The organism is Chryseobacterium sp. IHB B 17019 (assembly GCF_001456155.1).
Lineage (GTDB): Bacteria > Bacteroidota > Bacteroidia > Flavobacteriales > Weeksellaceae > Chryseobacterium.
In genome coordinates this window covers 522,744-542,352 of the sequence record NZ_CP013293.1, presented here as the reverse complement: position 1 = coordinate 542,352, position 19,609 = coordinate 522,744, and the positions used below count along the sequence as shown (strand labels likewise).

Annotated in this window: 13 protein-coding genes and 5 tRNA genes; 6 read left to right on the top strand and 12 right to left on the bottom strand. The window is 37.3% G+C overall.

Annotation, left to right across the window (positions count from 1 at the left end; all coding sequences use genetic code 11):
- Positions 1-12 precede the first annotated feature (12 nt).
- Positions 13-1,413 (bottom strand): aspartate ammonia-lyase, encoded by a 1,401-nt coding sequence (aspA, locus tag ATE47_RS02520; protein WP_062160478.1) that lies wholly within the window; start codon positions 1,411-1,413, stop codon positions 13-15.
- A 69-nt stretch (positions 1,414-1,482) separates the two neighbouring features.
- Complete coding sequence (locus ATE47_RS02515) at positions 1,483-2,511, bottom strand: N-acetylmuramoyl-L-alanine amidase (protein WP_062163418.1); 1,029 nt, start codon at positions 2,509-2,511, stop codon at positions 1,483-1,485.
- Positions 2,512-2,648: 137 nt separating this feature from the next.
- Here ATE47_RS02515 and ATE47_RS02510 point away from each other — a divergent pair.
- The 4 genes from ATE47_RS02510 to ATE47_RS02495 all read left to right on the top strand — a co-directional run bounded on the left by ATE47_RS02510 (position 2,649) and on the right by ATE47_RS02495 (position 6,378).
- A tRNA-Ser gene (locus tag ATE47_RS02510) sits at positions 2,649-2,733 on the top strand.
- A gap of 20 nt (positions 2,734-2,753) precedes the next feature.
- Positions 2,754-2,828, top strand: a tRNA-Pro gene (locus ATE47_RS02505).
- Positions 2,829-2,880: 52 nt separating this feature from the next.
- Positions 2,881-2,954 (top strand) — tRNA-Arg (locus ATE47_RS02500).
- A gap of 958 nt (positions 2,955-3,912) precedes the next feature.
- Complete coding sequence (locus ATE47_RS02495) at positions 3,913-6,378, top strand: carbohydrate-binding module family 14 protein (RefSeq protein ID WP_062160477.1); 2,466 nt, start codon at positions 3,913-3,915, stop codon at positions 6,376-6,378.
- A 271-nt stretch (positions 6,379-6,649) separates the two neighbouring features.
- On the opposite strand, the gene ATE47_RS02490 is transcribed toward ATE47_RS02495, so the two are convergent.
- Positions 6,650-7,087: a hypothetical protein gene (locus ATE47_RS02490; RefSeq protein WP_150114763.1), complete on the bottom strand. Its 438-nt coding sequence runs from the start codon at positions 7,085-7,087 to the stop codon at positions 6,650-6,652.
- A 166-nt stretch (positions 7,088-7,253) separates the two neighbouring features.
- On the opposite strand from ATE47_RS02490, the gene ATE47_RS02485 reads away from it, so the two are divergent.
- Positions 7,254-7,328: transfer RNA gene (locus ATE47_RS02485), tRNA-Pro, on the top strand.
- 22 nt (positions 7,329-7,350) lie between these two features.
- Positions 7,351-7,424, top strand: a tRNA-Arg gene (locus tag ATE47_RS02480).
- Positions 7,425-7,666: 242 nt separating this feature from the next.
- Here ATE47_RS02480 and ATE47_RS02475 read toward each other — a convergent pair.
- The 9 genes from ATE47_RS02475 to ATE47_RS02435 form a co-directional block, all read right to left on the bottom strand.
- Entirely contained in the window at positions 7,667-8,446 is a 780-nt protein-coding gene (locus ATE47_RS02475) for a phytanoyl-CoA dioxygenase family protein (protein WP_062160475.1), read from the bottom strand.
- A 309-nt stretch (positions 8,447-8,755) separates the two neighbouring features.
- Positions 8,756-9,004, bottom strand: a complete 249-nt coding sequence (locus ATE47_RS02470) for a DUF3955 domain-containing protein (protein ID WP_181898042.1) — start codon at positions 9,002-9,004, stop codon at positions 8,756-8,758.
- 79 nt (positions 9,005-9,083) lie between these two features.
- Entirely contained in the window at positions 9,084-9,920 is an 837-nt protein-coding gene (locus tag ATE47_RS02465; RefSeq protein WP_062160473.1) for an SH3 domain-containing protein, read from the bottom strand.
- A 14-nt stretch (positions 9,921-9,934) separates the two neighbouring features.
- Positions 9,935-10,762 carry a 50S ribosomal protein L11 methyltransferase gene (gene prmA / locus ATE47_RS02460; RefSeq protein ID WP_062160472.1) on the bottom strand — a complete coding sequence of 276 codons (828 nt, stop codon included), beginning with the start codon at positions 10,760-10,762 and terminating at the stop codon, positions 9,935-9,937.
- A gap of 666 nt (positions 10,763-11,428) precedes the next feature.
- Positions 11,429-12,142 carry a 3-ketoacyl-ACP reductase gene (locus ATE47_RS02455; protein ID WP_062160471.1) on the bottom strand — a complete coding sequence of 238 codons (714 nt, stop codon included), beginning with the start codon at positions 12,140-12,142 and terminating at the stop codon, positions 11,429-11,431.
- A 296-nt stretch (positions 12,143-12,438) separates the two neighbouring features.
- Positions 12,439-14,004 (bottom strand): calcineurin-like phosphoesterase C-terminal domain-containing protein, encoded by a 1,566-nt coding sequence (locus ATE47_RS02450; protein ID WP_150114762.1) that lies wholly within the window; start codon positions 14,002-14,004, stop codon positions 12,439-12,441.
- A gap of 103 nt (positions 14,005-14,107) precedes the next feature.
- Positions 14,108-15,562 (bottom strand): SusD/RagB family nutrient-binding outer membrane lipoprotein, encoded by a 1,455-nt coding sequence (locus ATE47_RS02445; RefSeq protein WP_062160469.1) that lies wholly within the window; start codon positions 15,560-15,562, stop codon positions 14,108-14,110.
- A 12-nt stretch (positions 15,563-15,574) separates the two neighbouring features.
- Positions 15,575-18,553, bottom strand: a complete 2,979-nt coding sequence (locus ATE47_RS02440; protein ID WP_062160468.1) for a SusC/RagA family TonB-linked outer membrane protein — start codon at positions 18,551-18,553, stop codon at positions 15,575-15,577.
- Between the two features lie 305 nt (positions 18,554-18,858).
- On the bottom strand, positions 18,859-19,605 hold the full coding sequence (locus tag ATE47_RS02435; protein WP_062163417.1) for a glycerophosphodiester phosphodiesterase family protein: 747 nt from the start codon (positions 19,603-19,605) through the stop codon (positions 18,859-18,861).
- Positions 19,606-19,609: the final 4 nt, after the last annotated feature.

Here is a 19,609-nt window from a genome sequence, read left to right as displayed (position 1 = left end):
CAATTATATTACTTACATATTATGTGGTTTCAGCATGTTTCTAGGATCCAGGATTTCGTCCAGTTTTTCCTGAGAAAGGACACCTTTTTCAAGTACTAGATTATAAACACTTTTTCCAGTTTCCAAGGCCTCTTTGGCGATTTCTGTGGAAAATTTATAACCGATGTACGGGTTAAGTGCCGTTACGATCCCGATGCTGTGTTTTACCATATTCAGGCACACTTCTTTGTTGGCTGTGATTCCTATAACACATTTATCACGAAGTGTATCCAAAGCGTTGCAAAGGAAGTGGATATTTTCCATGATAGCGTGAGAAAGTACCGGTTCCATTACATTCAACTGCAATTGACCCGCTTCGGCTGCAAAAGTCACTGTAAGATCATTCCCGATTACTTTATAGCAAACCTGGTTGACTACTTCCGGAATTACAGGATTCACTTTTCCAGGCATAATAGATGATCCCGGCTGCATAGGCGGTAAATTAATTTCAAAAAGCCCGGCTCTTGGCCCTGATGAAAGCAGTCTTAAATCATTACATATTTTTGATAATTTCACAGCAAGGCGTTTCATCGCTGAAGAATAAATCACGTAAGATCCTGTGTCAGGAGTTGCTTCTACCAAATCCGGTGCGGAAATCACGGGAAAACCTGTCAGTTCAGCTAAGTTTTTAGCACAAAGCGTTGCGTATCCAATCGGGGCATTCAATCCTGTGCCGATTGCGGTGGCACCCATGTTGACCTCCACGAAAAGATTGGCGTTGTTATTTAATTTAGAAATATCTTCTTCCAAAGTTGCTGCAAATGCTTCAAATTCCTGTCCCAAAGTCATAGGAACCGCGTCCTGAAGTTGCGTTCTACCCATTTTTATGACATCATGGAACTCCTTCCCTTTTGCCCTGAAAGCTTCAACTATTTTTTCTAATTTTTCAACCAAAATAGCATTCATCTGAAGCAATCCCATTTTAATAGCTGTAGGATAAGCGTCATTTGTTGATTGGGAAAGGTTGATATGGTCATTGGGTGAGCAAAATTCGTATTGCCCTTTATTTTTACCTAATTTTTCTAAAACTCTGTTAGCGATTACTTCATTGGCGTTCATATTAATGGAAGTTCCCGCTCCTCCTTGAATCATATCTACCGGAAACTGCTCATGAAGCTCACCGGCAAGCAATTCATCGCAAACCTCAGCAATTTTAAAATATAAATTTTCATCCAGCAAGCCCAATTCATAATTCGTTTTTGCGGCAGCTTTTTTTACGAAAGCCAAACCTTTAATAAATTGTGGATAAGAAGCCAAAAGCTGACCTGAAATTTTGAAATTGTTGATTGCTCTTTGTGTCTGAACTCCATAATAAGCATTTACCGGAACTTCCAATTCGCCCAATAAATCACTTTCTCTCCTGAAATTTTCCATTACAGATTTTTTAAAATTTTAAAGTTTAAATATAGCAAATGCGCACCGAAACCGATGCGCTTTACAGATTTATTTTACCGGATATTTTTGTATTAAAGCCTGCAATATTGAGAATGTTTCCGCATCCATGATTCCGTCATAGTTTTGAGGACGGAAATGGTACTGGAAGGCTTCAATTGTTTTTTTGGTAGCATCATCCCATTTTCCGCTGAGATCAATGCCATACCCGAATTTTTGTAATTGTGTCTGAACATTAAATATAAATGACGGATCATTGTATTTCAGCTGAAAATCTGTAGACATCTCCAGATCGTAGTAGTTTTGCTTGGTCGCTTCATCGTACCACATCCCGATCTGATATTCGTCGTATAATTTTTTCCACGGAAACATAGGTCCCGGATCCTGTTTTCTCGTCGGGGCTATATCTGAATGCGCCAAAACATTGGTTGCCGGAATCTGGTATCTTGTAATAATGTCTTTAGCCAAAGCTGCCACTTTTCTGACCTGAGCATCATCAAATGGAACAAATAATCTCTTTCCTGAAGCGTCTGCCGTATACCCCATATTAACAATCTCAATCCCGATGGACGTATCATTAAGGTTTTTATCGGCTCTCCAGGCACTTACTCCTGCGTGATAAGAACGTTTGTTTTCATCAACCAATTGATAAATTTCGTTATCCCCAGTGTTATTCACCAAATAATGTGCGCTCACCGCCTGCTGAGTAAGAACGGTAATGGATTTGTCGTCAGGAAGTGCCGTATAATGTAGAATCAGATATCTTTGTCTGAAATTCTGTGCAATGGCAGGAAAATAGGTTTTTACTACTTTGTATCCGGCTGGTTTTGCACTCACGATAGATCCGTAACTTGCGGTGTTATCATTCTTTGTAGGATCTGCGATATTGGTAGTAAAAAATTCTACTCCACGATCATTAGTGATTTGTGTTTTTGGCTTGTCTGATGTTTGTGGTTTTACAGCTGTTTTTGGCTTTACCACAGGTGTTTTGGGGATGTATTGCCTGTTTTTGGTATTCGGCTGAGACGTGCAGGAAAAAACCAAAGTGCTTAATCCGATGATATATAATGTTTTACGCATTTTGTTTATTTTTTTAATCATTTATAGCTCAAAAATACACAAATTTTTCTTGAAAAATATTTGGTAAATAAAGAAATCTATTCTATATTTGCACTCGCAATAAAGGAACAACGATCATTAAAAAACGAAGATAAACAGGAGGGTTGCCAGAGTGGTTAATGGAGCAGTTTGCTAAACTGTCGACGCGAAAGTGTCGCAAGGGTTCGAATCCCTTACCCTCCGCTTTCTTATATATCTTTTTTCGGGGCGTAGCGTAGTCCGGTCATCGCGCCTGGTTTGGGACCAGGAGGTCGCAGGTTCGAATCCTGCCGCCCCGACTTTAAAGCTTTTTATTATTTTAATAAACTAGCGGGAATCAAAAAAACTTTAGGGTGCGTAGCTCAGCTGGATAGAGCATCTGCCTTCTAAGCAGACGGTCAAAGGTTCGAATCCTTTCGCGCTCACTCTCATAAAAGCCTCTTTTTTAGGGGCTTTTATTGTTTCCAAACATTCTTTCATTAATTTTTTTTAAAAAATTTTAATAAAATACGAAAAAAAATGTGGCAAAAAATGCAAAAAGAGGCTATTTTGTTCAGGCATTTTTCAGACACCTATTCAGATATTTCAATCGATTATTAGAAATTATTAATCCAATACCAATACATTTTACTATTATCAACTCTTACTTTGATTTCTAGGTCAAAATTATCAACTATTGCCTCGGATTTATCTAATTAATCTAAAGAATGCAGGTAAAAAAGCTTATAAAATTTATTCTCAAAAAAGTTATAATTCATAATAATAATTTCCTTTAAAAAAGGCGTAATTATTAATAATCAGATGGTTGTAAAAATATAAATATGTAATTTTTTTTTATTTTTTTCAATATGTATTAAAATTTTATGTAATTTTAACTAATCTTAATTCACATATCGACGACATATTATTCTAAAAGTGTAAATGATCTAAAATTGCTTTAGAGGAGGGTTTATAACAAAAAAGGGTCGGTAATAGATTATATATAGAAATTTATTAACAATAATATATATATTACAAAAGAGAGACAATTTTATTCTTTAGTTGATTTCGTTTGATATCAACGTTATTACAGGTAGGGATAAAAACAGTAAATCCTTAGAATGTACCAAATTTGAGAGGCAAGGCTTCCGCGCAGAAAAAGTCTTGTTTAGGTATAGATTGAAAGTTACAGTTTTAGTTGAAAACAATTCTTAGCTTTTTCAGACAAAACTGACATCAAGATTGGCCACAACTCATTTATTACAACTTAATTCAAAAACACAATTAAATTTAAAAGCTTCAACGTTAGATACCATTTGTTATACCCCCGATATCTTCCCTCATTAATCTTCGATATTATGATTCTAAAAACACCAAAAAACAATTTGTTAAAAACTTAAAAGTATGAAAAACAAAATGATTATCTTATGGGGATTTCTTTTCTCAGGATTAGTCTTCGCCCAGATTGGGATCAATTCAAAAGATCCTCTGTCCACTTTAGATATTAATGCAAAAAATTCCACGGGAGTTACAACTGCAACAGATGGAATACTCATTCCCAGAGTAGACAGGCAAAGAGCCCAAAGTATGACCAATATTCCTATTTCAACATTAATCTATGTGAATAACATCAGTACGGGAACCCAGTCCGGAGTAGCCTTTAATATAGACGAGACGGGATTTTATTACTTTAATGGTACTGAATGGGTAAAACTTAGAGACCCTTTTAAGACTGGTACAATAGTGACAGGCTGGGAAACTTCGGGTAATACTGCTACCGATCCCACAGCAAACTTTATTGGAACTACAGATAATCAGGGTCTTGCTATAAGAACCAACAATACGATCAGAGCCATAATAGAAAACACGGGTATCATGAGGATGGGAAATATAACAAATGCATCCGGAAACCAATCTACTGTAAGCATTGCTAATGAAAGCACTTCTGGTGCAAGTGTATTACCTGGAGTGCTGTCTGTCGTCGACAGCCGATTATCTACCTCATCGATCGAAAACCCGCCTACAGCAGATATTTTTAACGGAAGAGGGGGCCCTGCGTCTGATCTTCTTACCCTTGGAACTAATACCAATAGCCAGGCACCTAATTATACACCAAGAAGTATAGCATTCTATAATGTGAATGCAACAAATACCGGAAATATCGGTCAGATTGCATGGGTAGCTACTCCCGGAAAAGTAACCAGATTATCCGAAACAGCAGCCTCTATTTCAGATTACACACGAGATAAGACCAATAATTATGCAGGACTAAGCTTCAGTACAAGAGGAACGTCAGGCTTTGGTTCAAGAATGGTTATAAATCCAAATGGATTTGTAGGAATAGGTACAACTACCCCAACCAATGTACTCGACTTAGGAGCATCTTTTGGAGGCACCATTACCGATAATGTAGGAAAAAAGCTGGCAGTTTATAATGATGCTGCGGGAACAGATTTTTACGGCTTAGGAATTAGTCCAGGAATTCTTCAGTTTCATGCAGCTTCTACTGCGAATGAAGCCCCTGCAATGATTCTTAACGGAAACGGTAATGTAGGTATAGGAACTACGACACCTGCAGGTAATGTTATTTTAGAGCTATCTGCAAATAACAAAGCCTTTCTTCCCCCAAGGCTTACTTCAGCCCAGAGGACTGCCCTGAGTCCTAAACTAGCAGGAATGATGGTTTATAACGTAACTACAAACTGTCTTGAGTTCTGGGATTCTAATGCCTGGATACCTACGTGCGCGCCAACTCAACCTGCACAGGGAACAATAACCGGAATAAGTTGTGCCACTGCTACTGTCAATGGAACCCTGATGGCCAATGCGCCAGCCTCAGGAGTAACTGTTACAATTCCTTATACAGGAGGTAACGGAGGTTCTCACGGAGGACAAACCGTAGCTTCTACAAATATACCGGGCTTAACGGCTACTCTGGCAGCAGGAAGCTTTACCACTGCAAGCGGATCCCTGGTCTATACCATTACAGGAACACCGGTAGTTGCGGGAACAACTAGTTTTGCGATTAATATTGGTGGGCAAACATGTACATTAAATATTCCGGTAGGTCTTCCTGCTGCAGCAGTTACTACCTTATCATGTGCAACCGCAGTTAATAACGGTACTTTAACAGCAGGAACGGCAGCTTCAGGGGTGTCTTCCAACATCCCTTATACAGGTGGAAATGGAGGTAGTTATCCAACACAAACTGTAAATTCAACAGGAGTAACAGGATTAACAGCTACTCTTACAGGATCAAACCTTCTCAACGGAAGCGGAAATCTTACCTTTACTATTACAGGAACTCCAAATTCTGCAGGAACGGCAAGTTTTCTTATCAATATGGGAAGCCAATCATGTACTTTCTCAAGAACAGTGACTGCTCCTGCCGGTATTGCAAATATAAACTGTTCAGGAGCCACGCTTAACGGAACCCTAAAAAACAATAATGCAGCTTCAGGAGTTACCTTATTGGTTCCTTATACAGGTGGAAACGGAGGTTCTTACAGTGCTCAGTCTATACCTTCTACAGGTGTACCGGGATTAACGGCTACTTTATCAGCAAATAACTTTAATGTAGGATCAGGTACACTTACATTTAATATTACAGGAACTCCTCTTGGGGAAGGTACTGCAAGCTTTAGTATAAATATGGGTGGAACTCTTTGTACAGCAAGTGTAACGGTAAATATACTGCAATCAGGAGACTATAACTGCCCTGCAGGGCCAGATGGTGCATATCCATATCCTAATGTACCAAATAAATACGTACAATGTATAACAGTTGGAGGGGTAAAATATGCATATATATACACATGTCCTGCGGGAACACAGTGGAATAATACTACTAAACAGTGTACAGCACCGTAGTAAGCTTGATTCAAGTAATAATATTTTTAATTTGAGAATCCCTGCATTGCTGCAGGGATTTTTTTAGTATTTCTTTCGATTTAATTAATTCCTTTCAAGGTTTCATTTGTTCGAACCGTACAAAAAATTCAATTATTTACATAAAGTATGGAAAAGCCCATGGTCAGACATCAGTACCATGAACAAGCTTCTTCAGATCATGTTGAAAATAGCTCGAAAATTTTACCGGCAGGGTCACAGAAAACCTATGGCTTTGTTGTGATTTTTACTTTTAAGGCTTTTCTGATATATCATTAAAGAATAATATTGTTTTTACCACTCCATTTTCTCTGATCTGAGCTGTTATAGTATCATCTAAAATTTTCTTTTTGGTGATTTGTTGTTTTTCAAAAGAAAGATCTTTTAAATAAAAAACAGATTCTTTATCAAAATAAGACCTTTTTTTCTGAATATCTATTGCTCCATACATTTTGGAGGTTACATTAAGTATTTCAGTCTTTTTTTCGGAGCCGTATTTATTTTTAAGATGAAAAATTAAACCTCTTTTGGGAAATTGATTCTGTTTTGAGTAATGGTTAATTAAAAAACCTACTCTTACATCGTAATCATTCAAATCAATATTTGACTTTCTATATCCGATTGTAGAATATTCTGTACACCCTAAAAACAACAAAAAAATTAAAGAAAAAAGAACACTTTTTTTCATCATGACAAATTGAGATAACTTAGTGGTTAATAACCCTCTAAAGTTAACAAAAAAACAAACATCAGAATTTTAAAACAATTATTGATTTTTTTACTTTCATAATTCAAAAAAACATCCTATATTTGCACCCACAAAAAACAAGGTAATCTTGTTTGAAGATGACTTCAATCGGGGCGTAGCGTAGTCCGGTCATCGCGCCTGGTTTGGGACCAGGAGGTCGCAGGTTCGAATCCTGCCGCCCCGACTTTATAAATCGAAAAACTTTAGGGTGCGTAGCTCAGCTGGATAGAGCATCTGCCTTCTAAGCAGACGGTCAAAGGTTCGAATCCTTTCGCGCTCACGAAAACAGCCCACAATTATTTGCGGGCTGTTTTTATTTTCTAATAATGACAGGATAAACTATGACTGTTGAACTTCTAGCAATAATTCTCTCTGGTGAAAAGCAGATCATCCATTATATATAATGGGTAGGTTAGAGTATAGAAAACATCATCATTCGGTATTGAAGCAATCAAAAAATTAACGCCCGGACTACACGTTTGCGTATCCGGACGTTATTTAAATTAAAGTTTATACTTAAAGTTATATACTTAATGCTCTCCTAATAGCCTCAACTACAGGACTACCGGAACTAGGATCACTGATATCAAACCCGCTTCTAAGTAGCAAAGGCGGTTGCGCCATAAACTTGGGTGACCGGCCCTGATGCCGTTGCGCTGCATGAACCAGGAACGGATGACAGAGGTATACTGTGCCCGCTTTCCCGGTAGCCAGAGCCTCATCTCTTTTCGGCAGCTCCGGCAACTTTTGGGCAAGTTCCATGAAAGACAATCCGTCTTCGCCTTCCGGTTCCAGCAATCTGGCAACATCAAGATGCGAACCTTTTAAGATCCTTGTCGGCGCATCCAGCTCACTGACATCTGAAAACAGAAAGAGCATCAGAAGTCCTCGGCCTTTTGAATGTATGTTGATTCTGGCAGCGAAAAAGTCGTTTGGATCATCACCAAGAAAACCAGCATCAACATGCCAGCCGGTATCACCGGAATCAGCTTCTGATGGGAAACGAATAGGAAAAGCACCCATGCTCATAACGGGAATCCATTTTTCCTTACCTACCAATTGATCGAATGCATTATGAAGAATGGTTGTATTGGCAGCCTTGATGAATGGCTCCTGTGAGTACATTCCCAGCCAGACGACAGGTTCTGTCCATGTGGAGCAGTCGTTCGGATCGGCAGGAATATCTTTCCATAGGATATTTCTTGCTTCAGTGGCAAGATCAGCTGAAAATGCATTATCAATACGGATAAAGCCATCAGCAATAAATGATTGTATTTGTTGTGAGTTTAAAATGTTGTGCATAATGTGTAAATATAAAGTTAAGACAATAGAAATTTAACCCCACTTGTTTGGGGCATATATTCATATTTGAAAACTTATATTATAACATTACGGTCATTCTCATATCACAAATATAATAAAATTTAAATAATGCAGCTACTGAAAAAATTGCCGTTATGATTCACCATCAGAGGACTTCGGGTATTTATCTCTCTAATTTAATATCAAATTGAAAATATAATTCTGTTATACACGAAAACAACCCACAATTAATTTGCGGGCTGTTTTTATTTTAAATTACGGCAAAATTTACTTTTTAAACAAAAGTGTTTATTCTTTATTTAAACTATCCTGTCCGGACGAAAACCTTCCTGCAATATTTTTAAACAGAAAAAGAAATATCCCTGTAATAACCAGGATAAAACCTGTAGGAATCAAGAAGAAAAACGGCTCATGAAGATAACCTTCTGATGTAATGCTTGACTTGGTAGCATCAAATGACTCTGTAGCCATTTTTACTATAAAACACAATACTCCCGCACATAAAGTGACAACTGATAATAAATTTAATTTTTTCATTTTTGGTTTTTTACTAATGATCATGTCTCAAAATATATGCCACAAAATAAAACCACCGTAACAATACGGTGGCTATTTTTTATTTCGGTTGGAAAGAATCTCCGTTCCAGACATAAGTTTTTGAGGATTGCTTTTTCTTTTCCTTATCATTTTCATCCCGTTCCATTTCTTTCATTTTAAAAATAAAACCATTGGGAATTCCTCCTTTATCATTCGGGAAAATAAATTCTTCACTGTGATAGTAAACATCCGCATCACCAACATTCATCAGCTGAGGAAGGGGAATTAATTTTTTGTCCTTAAACAAAAGATATTGATCATACGCTGCAATTCCGCATGCCTCGCCGGAAACCGTTGCCTTCAAAGTGAATTCAACATTTTTAAGCTTATGATTACTTTCAATGTTAAATGTTGCAAAACTTAAACTTTCACCAGAGCCTGTTTCAAAAGCAGCCTCATCAATTAATGTATTTCCTTCGACAATCTTTATTGCTGCAATATTTTGCTTGTAGCTCTCATTAAATTTTTTGTCTTTTTTATCCACTGTTCTCAACAATCCGAACAGAAAATCATATCCGTTTTTATTTCTGTAGCCGATGGAAAGATTTCCGCCCCAAATATATCCTTCAGAAATCGTATTTCTTTTTTGGTAAGAGATTTTGTACCAATTTGCACTTCTTTCACCCAGCTTTAAAACTTTATCTTCTTTTTTAAGAATCAAAACCTGTTGATTCGTTTGCAAAGAATCCAGGATTTGAGAATTTTCATCCGGACTTTCCCTTACTCTGGCCCAATCGGTGAAGATTTTCTGTGATTTATTCTCTTCAAAATTAAAAACGCCATTGGCGAAGGCTTCTTCCTGAGCAGAAAAAACCTGAATCATGAATAGAAACAGAACAGTGAATAATGGTTTCATGGTAATAGTTTAAATTATTTTTCAAGCAGTAAACTTACCCATTCTTCGCGTTGAAGCTGTTTTTTAAGGGTCAGGCCGCTTTCTTTTGTAACTTCCAGAATATCATCAACATCAAAAAAGCAAAGTCCCGAAAGTAATAATTTCCCACCGTCATTCAGAACTGAAACATAGGTTGGAATATCTGAAATCAGGATATTTCTGTTGATATTGGCTAAAATAATATCGTAATTTTCTTTGCCTAAATTTTCTGCAGTTCCCTGTTCAATATCCAGCTCAACACTGTTTCTTTCGGCGTTTTCTTTTGAATTTTCAACAGACCATTCATCGATATCGATGGCTTTGGTTTCTCCGGCTCCTTTTTGTTTTGCATAAATCGCCAATACAGAGGTCCCACAGCCCATATCAAGTACTTTTTTATCTTTCAAATCCATACCCATCATCTGTTGAATCATCAGGTGCGTTGTTGGGTGATGCCCCGTTCCGAAAGACATTTTTGGTTGAATGACAATTTCATGCATTCCGGGAACAGATTCGTGGAACTCTGCTCGGATTAATACTTTATCATCGATGTTTATTGGTTCAAAATTCTTTTCCCATTCTTCGTTCCAGTTGATATTCGGCATTTCCTGGAAAGTATATTCTATTTTTACATTTTCATTTTCGAAAAGTGGCAATGCTTTTAATTCATCTTCATTAAATAAATCTTTCTGGATATATCCTAAAATCCCATCAATCTCCTCCGTGAAGCTATCGAAACCTATTTCTATAAGTTCTGCCATTAATATTTCGTTCCAGGGCTGAAGCGGAGAAATTTTGAAATTGAATTCTAAATAATTTTGCATGTGAATAATTTACTGCAAAAATAAAACTTGTTTTTTGATTTAATGGAATTAAGTTTTAAAACAGTGTTATAAGTTTTTAACGCAAAGAGCGTTAAGTTTTTTTTGAATTGCTTTATGTTTTTAAGTTCGCAAAGGCGTTTTACCCAGCAAAGAACGGTAATGTTTTTAACACCCTATTTGTCTTCCCGTAGGATCTAAGCGCGAATCTTTCCATATAATTTTTTAAACCTTGCCTAGATCCTTTCAGGATGATAATCTAAGTGGTTGGTTCATGTTTATGAGATTGCTTCGTTCCTCGCAATAACAAATGTTGAAATAGCGACGAATATCCTAGCCCCGATCGCAGCATTTGTTTGAGCTCATTTTGTGTTTTGTTTCGGGGCGGCGGCAAAGCCGCCGCCCCGAAACAAAACACAAAATAGCGAGTGCGGAGAGCGGGAAATAGCTCCAAAAAAATATGAGTAATAGGTAATTGGTAATAAATAATTTGATCTTATATTTAAGTTTTGGCTAAAGCCATTTATTGCGAAAATGAAAGCGGGCTAAAGCCCGCTCCTATTGATTTAATTTATTTTTATTAACAACCCGTCTTTTTGTTTTTACAAAAATCCACCCCTTCAAGGAAGGGGAATTTCAACGTTTCTAATACTAACTTCTAACTTCTATTTAAGGATTTGTAGAGAAAATAGAACCGTTGGCGATCAACGCTCTTCTGTTCATTTTTAAAATATCTCTTACCCATTCTGCGAAGTCTTCCGGTTGAAGAACAGTTTCGGGATTTCCGTCTGTCAAACCACCTTGGATAGACATATCTGAAGCAATTGTACTTGGCGTTAAAGTGATTACGCGGATGTTTTGCTTTCTCCATTCTGCCATCATAGATTGGGATAGAGAAACGACCGCTGCTTTTGAAGCTGCGTACGCCGACATGTTTGGGCCACCTTTCAAGCCTGCTGTTGATGCTACATTGACGATATCGCCTTCCCCTTTTGCCTTCATAAAAGGATGAACGGCTTTTGCGGCGTAATACACTCCGAAAAGATTGGTTTTAATGACTTGTTCCCATGTTTCGGAAGGCATTTCTTCGATGGTTCCGAAGTCGCCGATTCCAGCATTGTTGATTAAAATATCAACTCCACTCAACTGCTCTGCCAGCAACTCTATTCCGGCTTTTACCTGTATTTCGTTATCGACGGAGAAAACTGCGTATGAAACATTTACACCAAGATTTTTGATCTCTTCAACTGTCATTTTCAGGTTTTCTTCGTTTCGTCCGGTGATTCCGATATTTACTCCTTCATTGGCTAATGCTAAAGCAACTGCTTTTCCAAGTCCTCTTCCACCGCCTGTGATGATGGCGTTTTTTCCGTTTATATTCATTTTAATAGTATTTGTTCGTTTAACAAATTTACTTGTTTAAACACAAATGGACACGAATATTTTTCACAAATAGCATGAATTTTAATAGAAGATTTGGATTATCGAGATGCTTCGACAGGCTCAGCATGACATTGCTAAAACTAACTGTTTTTATTTACAATACAATTACTTATACTTATTTATTGTGTTTATTTGTGAAAAATATTCGTGTCCATTTGTGATTAAGTTTTAAATTAAAAAAACAAAACCGACTTCATCTGAAGCCGGTTTCTGAAAGTATAGTAAAAAATGAAAAACTAAGGAATAAGAACCGAGTTTTGAACCTCGAATTCTTCTGATGTTGAGAACTGATTTCCATACATGTCCTCCGCTCTTACCTCAACCTTATGTTTTCCCAGTGTTAACTTGTTTCCGAATCCTCCTACCCAGATATGTCTGGACATTTCAGGGTTTGAAGGCCTTCTTCCAGGGAAAAGATTCTGTGTTGTATCCCATTTGAAAACGGATAGTGCGAAATTCGGGTCGATGGTTTCGTTGTATTCCATTTCCTTCCATTCACCACCGTCGATTCTGTATTCTACCTTGTCTTTTTTACTTCCTATAAAGAAGTTAGCCAAAATTTTCGCAGATGTTTTTGACGGATAAGGAATGACTTTCGGAACAGATAATTTAATCTGATAATCTTCCGGTTTTCCGGCTGTTTTGTATTTAACTTTATATTGATTATCATTAAAACTGATGAAGGAATATCCTTTTGCAGTACCGTCTCTCATGGTGGAAGTCGGCAATCCTATTTCATCCGATGTTCCGGACCACCAATCACCGCAAGTTGTTCCCACATTGTATTCGTGAAGGTCTTTTGAACCGTTCCAACCTGCTTGTTTTCCGTAGAAAATCTGCTGTTGGATGTGCGTGTGAGCCGATAAAATCAGAGCATTTTTAAAGGGTGTTAAATAATCAAACAATTTCTGACGGTCTGTATTTCTGAAATTATCCTCGTTTTTATGATCCAACGGAATGTGGAAAGAAACGACAACCAATTTGTTTTTATCAACCAATTTTAAGTCATTTTCAACGAATTTCAACTGATCTTCGCGGAAACCTCCCCAATATCCTTTCCCGTCTCTTGGATCCGGATACAAAATATCATCCAAAATAATGAAGTGAACATTTCCGTAGTTGAAAGAGTAATTCGCTGGCCCGAAGTTTAATTCAAAAGTTTCGTCTGAGAACAGGTCTTCTTTGGCATCGTAGTTCATGTCGTGGTTCCCCATTACGTTGTACCAAGGCAATCCTACTTCTTTCATCACATCAGCATAAGGTTTTTGTAAACTTAAATTATCCCCAACCAAATCTCCCAAACTGATTCCCAATACCGCATTTTTCTTGGTATTTTTAACCTCATTTACGATCGCTCTTCTGAAATAATCCAATTCTTTCTCCGTGTAAGGTTGTGGATCTCCGAAAACTAAAATATCAAAGTTTTTGCTTTCGTTTTGTTTATTTAAGGCAAAATTTAATTCTTTTGGAAGCTCGCCAGTTGGTGCCGTTCCTTTGTATTTAAAATCTGCAGGTGAACCTTTTGGCTTATATTGATAATAATATTGAGGAAGATTATTTCCATTAACAGGCGTCATATATCCTGAGGGCTTAATCACAAAAATAGACTGATTTTCCTGAACTGGAAGGCTGTATCTTCCGTTTTTATCTGTTAAAATTACCTGAACTCCATTGGAAACTGCAACTCCTTCGATTCCTTTTTCGCGGTTTTCTTTCTTCTGGTTTTTGTTGCTGTCTTCATACACATATCCCGAAACGGAAGCTTGTGAAAATGCCATTGTCGAAACTAATAAACACGGCATTAAAAATTTTATATTCATTTTGATTTTAATTATTTAAAAATTAAGAGATTATGAGATTTAGAAATTCGGAAATTGAAAATCTTAACCTACACCTTAATCTAACTTATGGCTTATTCCACCACACTTTTACGTTGATATCGTCGCCACCCATTTGCTGAACTGCTGTCTGGTAATTAGCTGTATTCAAAACTTTTGGATTTGGAGGATACATCAATCTTGATGGTAGATTTCCGTTGTTCAGAAGTCCGCCGTTGTTGGGAAGTATAGGGAAACCTGTTCTTCTCTTTTCAAACCACTGTTGTTGATCTACAAAGAATAAAGAAACGTATTTTTGAAGCATAATTCTCTCTAAAGTCCCGTTGTAAGCGACATTCGGGTTCGTAAAATAATTGGCAGGCATTGTAGAACCCCACTGCTCGATGGTTGCTTTTACCCCGTTTTCATAAAAAGTTTGAGCGTTTCCTGGAATAATTCCTTTAAATGCTAATTCTGACAGAATAAATTGCAGCTCAGCATAAGGAAAAACTAAAATATTTAGCGGAGCTTTTGATAAATTCTGGTTCATATTGGAAGGCTGATAATTGAATGTCGTTCCAAAAGCGTATCCTGACGGAGCTCCCTTGTAGCCGATATTTGCATTCGTTGCTAAATCTTTAGCCTGTCCGAAAAACATTGACATTCTTGGGTCGTTATTTGCTTTTAAAGTTTCAACAAAAAATGCTGAAGCCGCTCTTCCTGTTGTAAAATCCTGTGGTCTTGCAATTGGCGGAAGAAGCGGTGCAACACCCGTTATGTTAACCTTTGTTGTTTCTGCGTTGCTTTGAAAAATAGGATAAATTGTAGGATTATTAATGATTTCAAGGATTCTTTCATTCACATTTACTTCTCCGTTTTTGCTCAAAATTCTCGTTAGCAACCTCAATGAAAGTGAATTACAGAATTTCTTCCAGTTTGTAATTCCGTTTGCATCTGTTCCAGCATTATAGAAAAGATCGCTTCCAGAAAGTGGTTTATTGGTAACGAAAAGCGAGTTTGCTTCTTTTAAATCATTCAATAATTGGATATAAATATCTTTCTGCTTGTCAAATTTCGGCTGGGTAATGCCATCATCCAATCTTGAGGCTTCTGTGAAAGGTACATCACCGAAGGTATCAGTAAGATTAGAATAAATCCAGGCATTCATTACCATAGCAATTGCCTGATAATTTTTGTCATTTGATTTTATGGCAGCCATTTTAAGATCTCTGATTTGCTTTAGCCATCTATAATTGTTATTCCAAAAACCTGCTCCTGTATTTTCGGTCATATAATAACGGCTCAAAGAATTACCTTCATTAGGAAAATCAAGAGAAGTCTGCATGATATCGAAAGTAAAATCATTAGCCCTCATATAATTGATTGAGGCCATATTGTACTGAGCCGGCGCCAAAAAGCTTGATACCTCCGGTTCTAATATTCTACTTGTATCTGAGTTGATTTCGTCTAAACTTCTGTCGCAAGAGATGGACGCAATGCCCAATCCGGCCAAAAGAAAATATTTAAGTATTGTTTTTTTCATGTCTTAATTAATTTAGAATTTTACATTAAGCTGGAACCCTACGGTTCTGGCAGTTGGTAATTGACCTATTTCTACACCCGGAGTAACGGTTGCGTTATCTAAAGTCGCAGCTTCCGGATCGAATAATGGGAATTTCGTCCACATCCAAAGGTTTCTACCGAAAATTGCTATGGTAAGATCTGTTAATTTTAAATTTTGAGTAAGTGATTTAGGGAAAGAATATGAAATTCTTGCGTCTCTCAATTTTACAAAAGAAGTATCGAATGTATTGGTTTCTACATTGGCTCTTCTGTAATAATCTGCATAGTACGTAGATAGTGGAATACCCTTCACATTGGTTGAGAATGATCCGTCAGCATTCTGTACAACTCCTGTCCCGATAATCAAACCATCCGGATTTTCTCTTCCTACAAGGGTATGCTTAAGTTTCCCCTGCTCTGTCATCTTGTGGTGAGACTGGGAATATGCTACCCCTTTGTACTGCCCGTCGAATGAGAAACTTATGGTAAAGTTTTTAATTTTAAATTCATTCTGAAGACCGGCTCTCCAAAGTGGAAAAGCATTTCCGATTTTCTTCATTTGAGTTGGTTTTGCCGTTAATCCATCAGATCCGAAAATTACCTGACCGTCAGGAGAATACATCAGACCATATCCGTACATATCTCCAAGAGATCCGCCAACAACAGCGTTATAGTACACTACTCCACCTACGCTTCCCATTGTGTAAGGTTCTCCGTTGAATTCTTCAGGCAAAGAGAGAATTTTATTTCTGTTCATAGACCAGTTTGCCGATATATTCCAAGAGAAATTCTTGTTTTTAACAGGGTACGCATTCAACATCATTTCAATTCCACGGTTTCTGATCTCTCCGGCATTAATTACCTTTAATGAATATCCTGTTTCCCATAATACAGGGACGTTTCTGATGATCTGATCTTTGGAGTTACTCTGGTAAGCGGTAATATTATAGGTCAATCTGTTTTTAAATAAGCTGAAATCCATACCGGCTTCAATATTGGTAATCATTTCAGGTCTTAAGTTCGGGTTTGCATAAGTGCTTGGTATTTCTACCGATCCCGGGAATGAACTTACACTGTAATAATTCGCCAATTGATAAGGGGTGGTATCATTTCCAACCTTCGCCCAAGAAGCTCTGAATTTCCACATATTAAGATTATTCGACCTCAATGAAAAAATATCGGAAAGAATAAACGAAGAAGCTACCGACGGGTAAAAATAAGAACGGTTTGCTTTTGGAAGCGCACTGCTCCAGTCATTACGAGCAGTGATGTCTAAGAATACTTTTTCCTGATAATTGAAGTTTAATAGACCGTATAAGCTATTTACCATTTTATCATAAGGCTTCGGAATCTTGAAATCCTGGGCAATCGCGTTTGTAAGGCTGTAAACTCCCGGATTTTTAAGACCAATTGCAAAATAATCCTGAGTTTTTTGCTCTTCATACTGAGAACCTGCACCTGCACTCGCCGATACATTAAGGTTTCCGAATTTATTTTTATAATTAACCATTAAGTCATTATTAAAATTAAATCCGTTGATATATTGTTCTCTGTAATATCCTTTCAAATAATTCGCAGAACTGTAAGGTCTTCTCTGTGTACGCAATTCATCATTCCAAATCATTCCTGATCTTAATAGGACATCAAAATGCTTATCAACCTGATAATTTAAGCTTACATTCCCTGTGATTCCTTTCCTGTTCACGCTATTTGTCATTTCATAAGCGATCAAATAAGGGTTGTCGATAAAAGAACTGAACGGGTGAATCTGGTCAACATTTTCCTGTCCCGGCTTCCAGATAGGTTTGTACCATGCAAGATCTACATTCGGATTCTGGAAGATCATGAAGTAAGAGATAGACTGGTTGTTGTATCCTGTTGCAGGTAGGTTATCACTTTTTGTCTGTGCATAGGATAACTTGATGCTGCTTTTTAATTTTGAAGTTAATTTATGATCTACCGAAAACTGTGCATTCCATCTGTCGAAGCCTGTATTTGGCATCATCCATTCGTTTTTCAGATAGGTTAAAGAGCTTCGGAATGAAGTTTTATCGTTAGAGCTTTCTATAGATATGTTGTTTGAGTAGGTAGAGCCTGTTCTCCAAAAACCTTTGATATTGTCCTTGTAGGGTCTCCACAACTGTCTTTCTTTGCTTTGCCCATTTTCATTCGGATCATATTGGAAAAAGTACTGCCCGTCAAATTTTGGCCCGAAAGCACTACTCGTTCCACCGGTACTTACGCCATCGGCAGAAGCTCCATAAGAATAATAAAATTGTCCTGCTGTATTTTTTGTTAAGGTTCCCTGCCCGTATTCATATTGATAATCCGGCCATTTCAGTACGGTATCGTAGCTGGAATAAGAGTTGAAATTCACTTGAAATTTACCGTCTTTTCCTTTTCCGGACTTCGTGGTGATCATAATCGCACCTTTTGCACCTCTGGAACCATACAAAGCGGCTGCCGTAGGTCCTTTCAATACTGTGATGCTTTCGATATCATCAGGGTTGATGCTGCTCACCTCATTTCCATAATCAATCGGAAGATCTCCTCCAGAACCGGCACCATAAGCAGGTGTTCCTGTTCCTACAGATCTGTTGTTCATTGGAACGCCGTCTACCACAATCAAAGCCTGGTTATCATCCATGCTGCTCATCGAAACATCACCTCTCAAAGTGATTCTGGGTGTAGATAAAGGCCCTGCTCCCGCAGTCTGAATCTTTAGCCCTGCAACTTTCCCTTCCAAAGCTCCGGTCCAGTTGTTGTTTTGGGTTCTTAAAAGTTCATCAGACTTAATGGTTTCCGTAGAATATCCCAAAGACTTGTCCTGTCTCTTGATACCTAAAGCAGTTACCACCACTTCATCAATACTTCTGATCGTGTCTTTTTTAGCTTTTTCCTGAGCCGCCAGATTGACACTTACTAATCCTAGCAGTGACAATACCAACAACTTTTGTGTCTCTTTACGCATATCCTTTTTGTTTGCGCAAAATTAAAACGACATTATGGTTATGGTTTTAACACGGTTTTAACATTTATTAAAGAATTATTAAACACTATATTAATTTATTTTTAACAACTTTATACAGGTAATTGGTTAACAGCAGGTTAAATTAGTTAAGCATAATTAATACAAACAATGTATTTTATTTACCTAACTTTATTGTCTTTTCCTGATAAATTAAGTTAATCCTTTGTTTATCAGCAATTCAACAGATTAAAAAAATAACCCATCTCAGAAAGATGGGTTTTATAATTATTATTGTTGGTTAAAAACTATTTATTTTTAAGCTGATCCGGAATATTGGTTGTAATAAATCCGATACCTTGCTTTTTCAACTCATCATAGACTGAAACATCGTTTACCGTCCATGCATTTGTAATCAATCCTAATGCTTTCGCATCGGCAATCCATGTTGGGTTTTTCTGGAAAATGCTGTAATGATAGTCGATACCGTCTAAACCTTCATCTTTGATCTGCTGAGGCGACAGCTCTCCTTTCAAATACTGAACTTTAAAAGTAGGCTCCAGTTTTTTGATCTCTTTACAGATATTTAAGCTGAAAGAAATGAATTCACTTTGCGACTCCAACTTCATATCCTTAATCATTTTGATTGCTTTCGCTGTCAGTTCATCTTCTTTTTCCTTCGTTTTATCAGGTTTTATTTCAACAATCAGCTTTAATGATTTATCTTTTTTACCTTGCTTTAAATAATCCTTTAGTGTAGGAAGGTCTTCACCATTCGATAGCTTTACTTTTTTCAGTTCTTTGAAATCTGTTTCTGCGATTTCCATTTTTGCGTGATGCTCATCGTGATTTACTACCAAAACACCGTCTTTTGTCATCCTGACATCGAACTCAGACCCGTAAATCTTCAGGTTTTGTGCATTCTCCAATGACTTCAGTGAGTTTTCTGTTGTCGGAGGTTGCGATTGGAAATAGCCTCTGTGCGCAATAATCTGGGTTTGTGCCTTCATTATAATGGTGCTTAAAACTGCTATTCCTAAGATAAAATTTTTCATAATA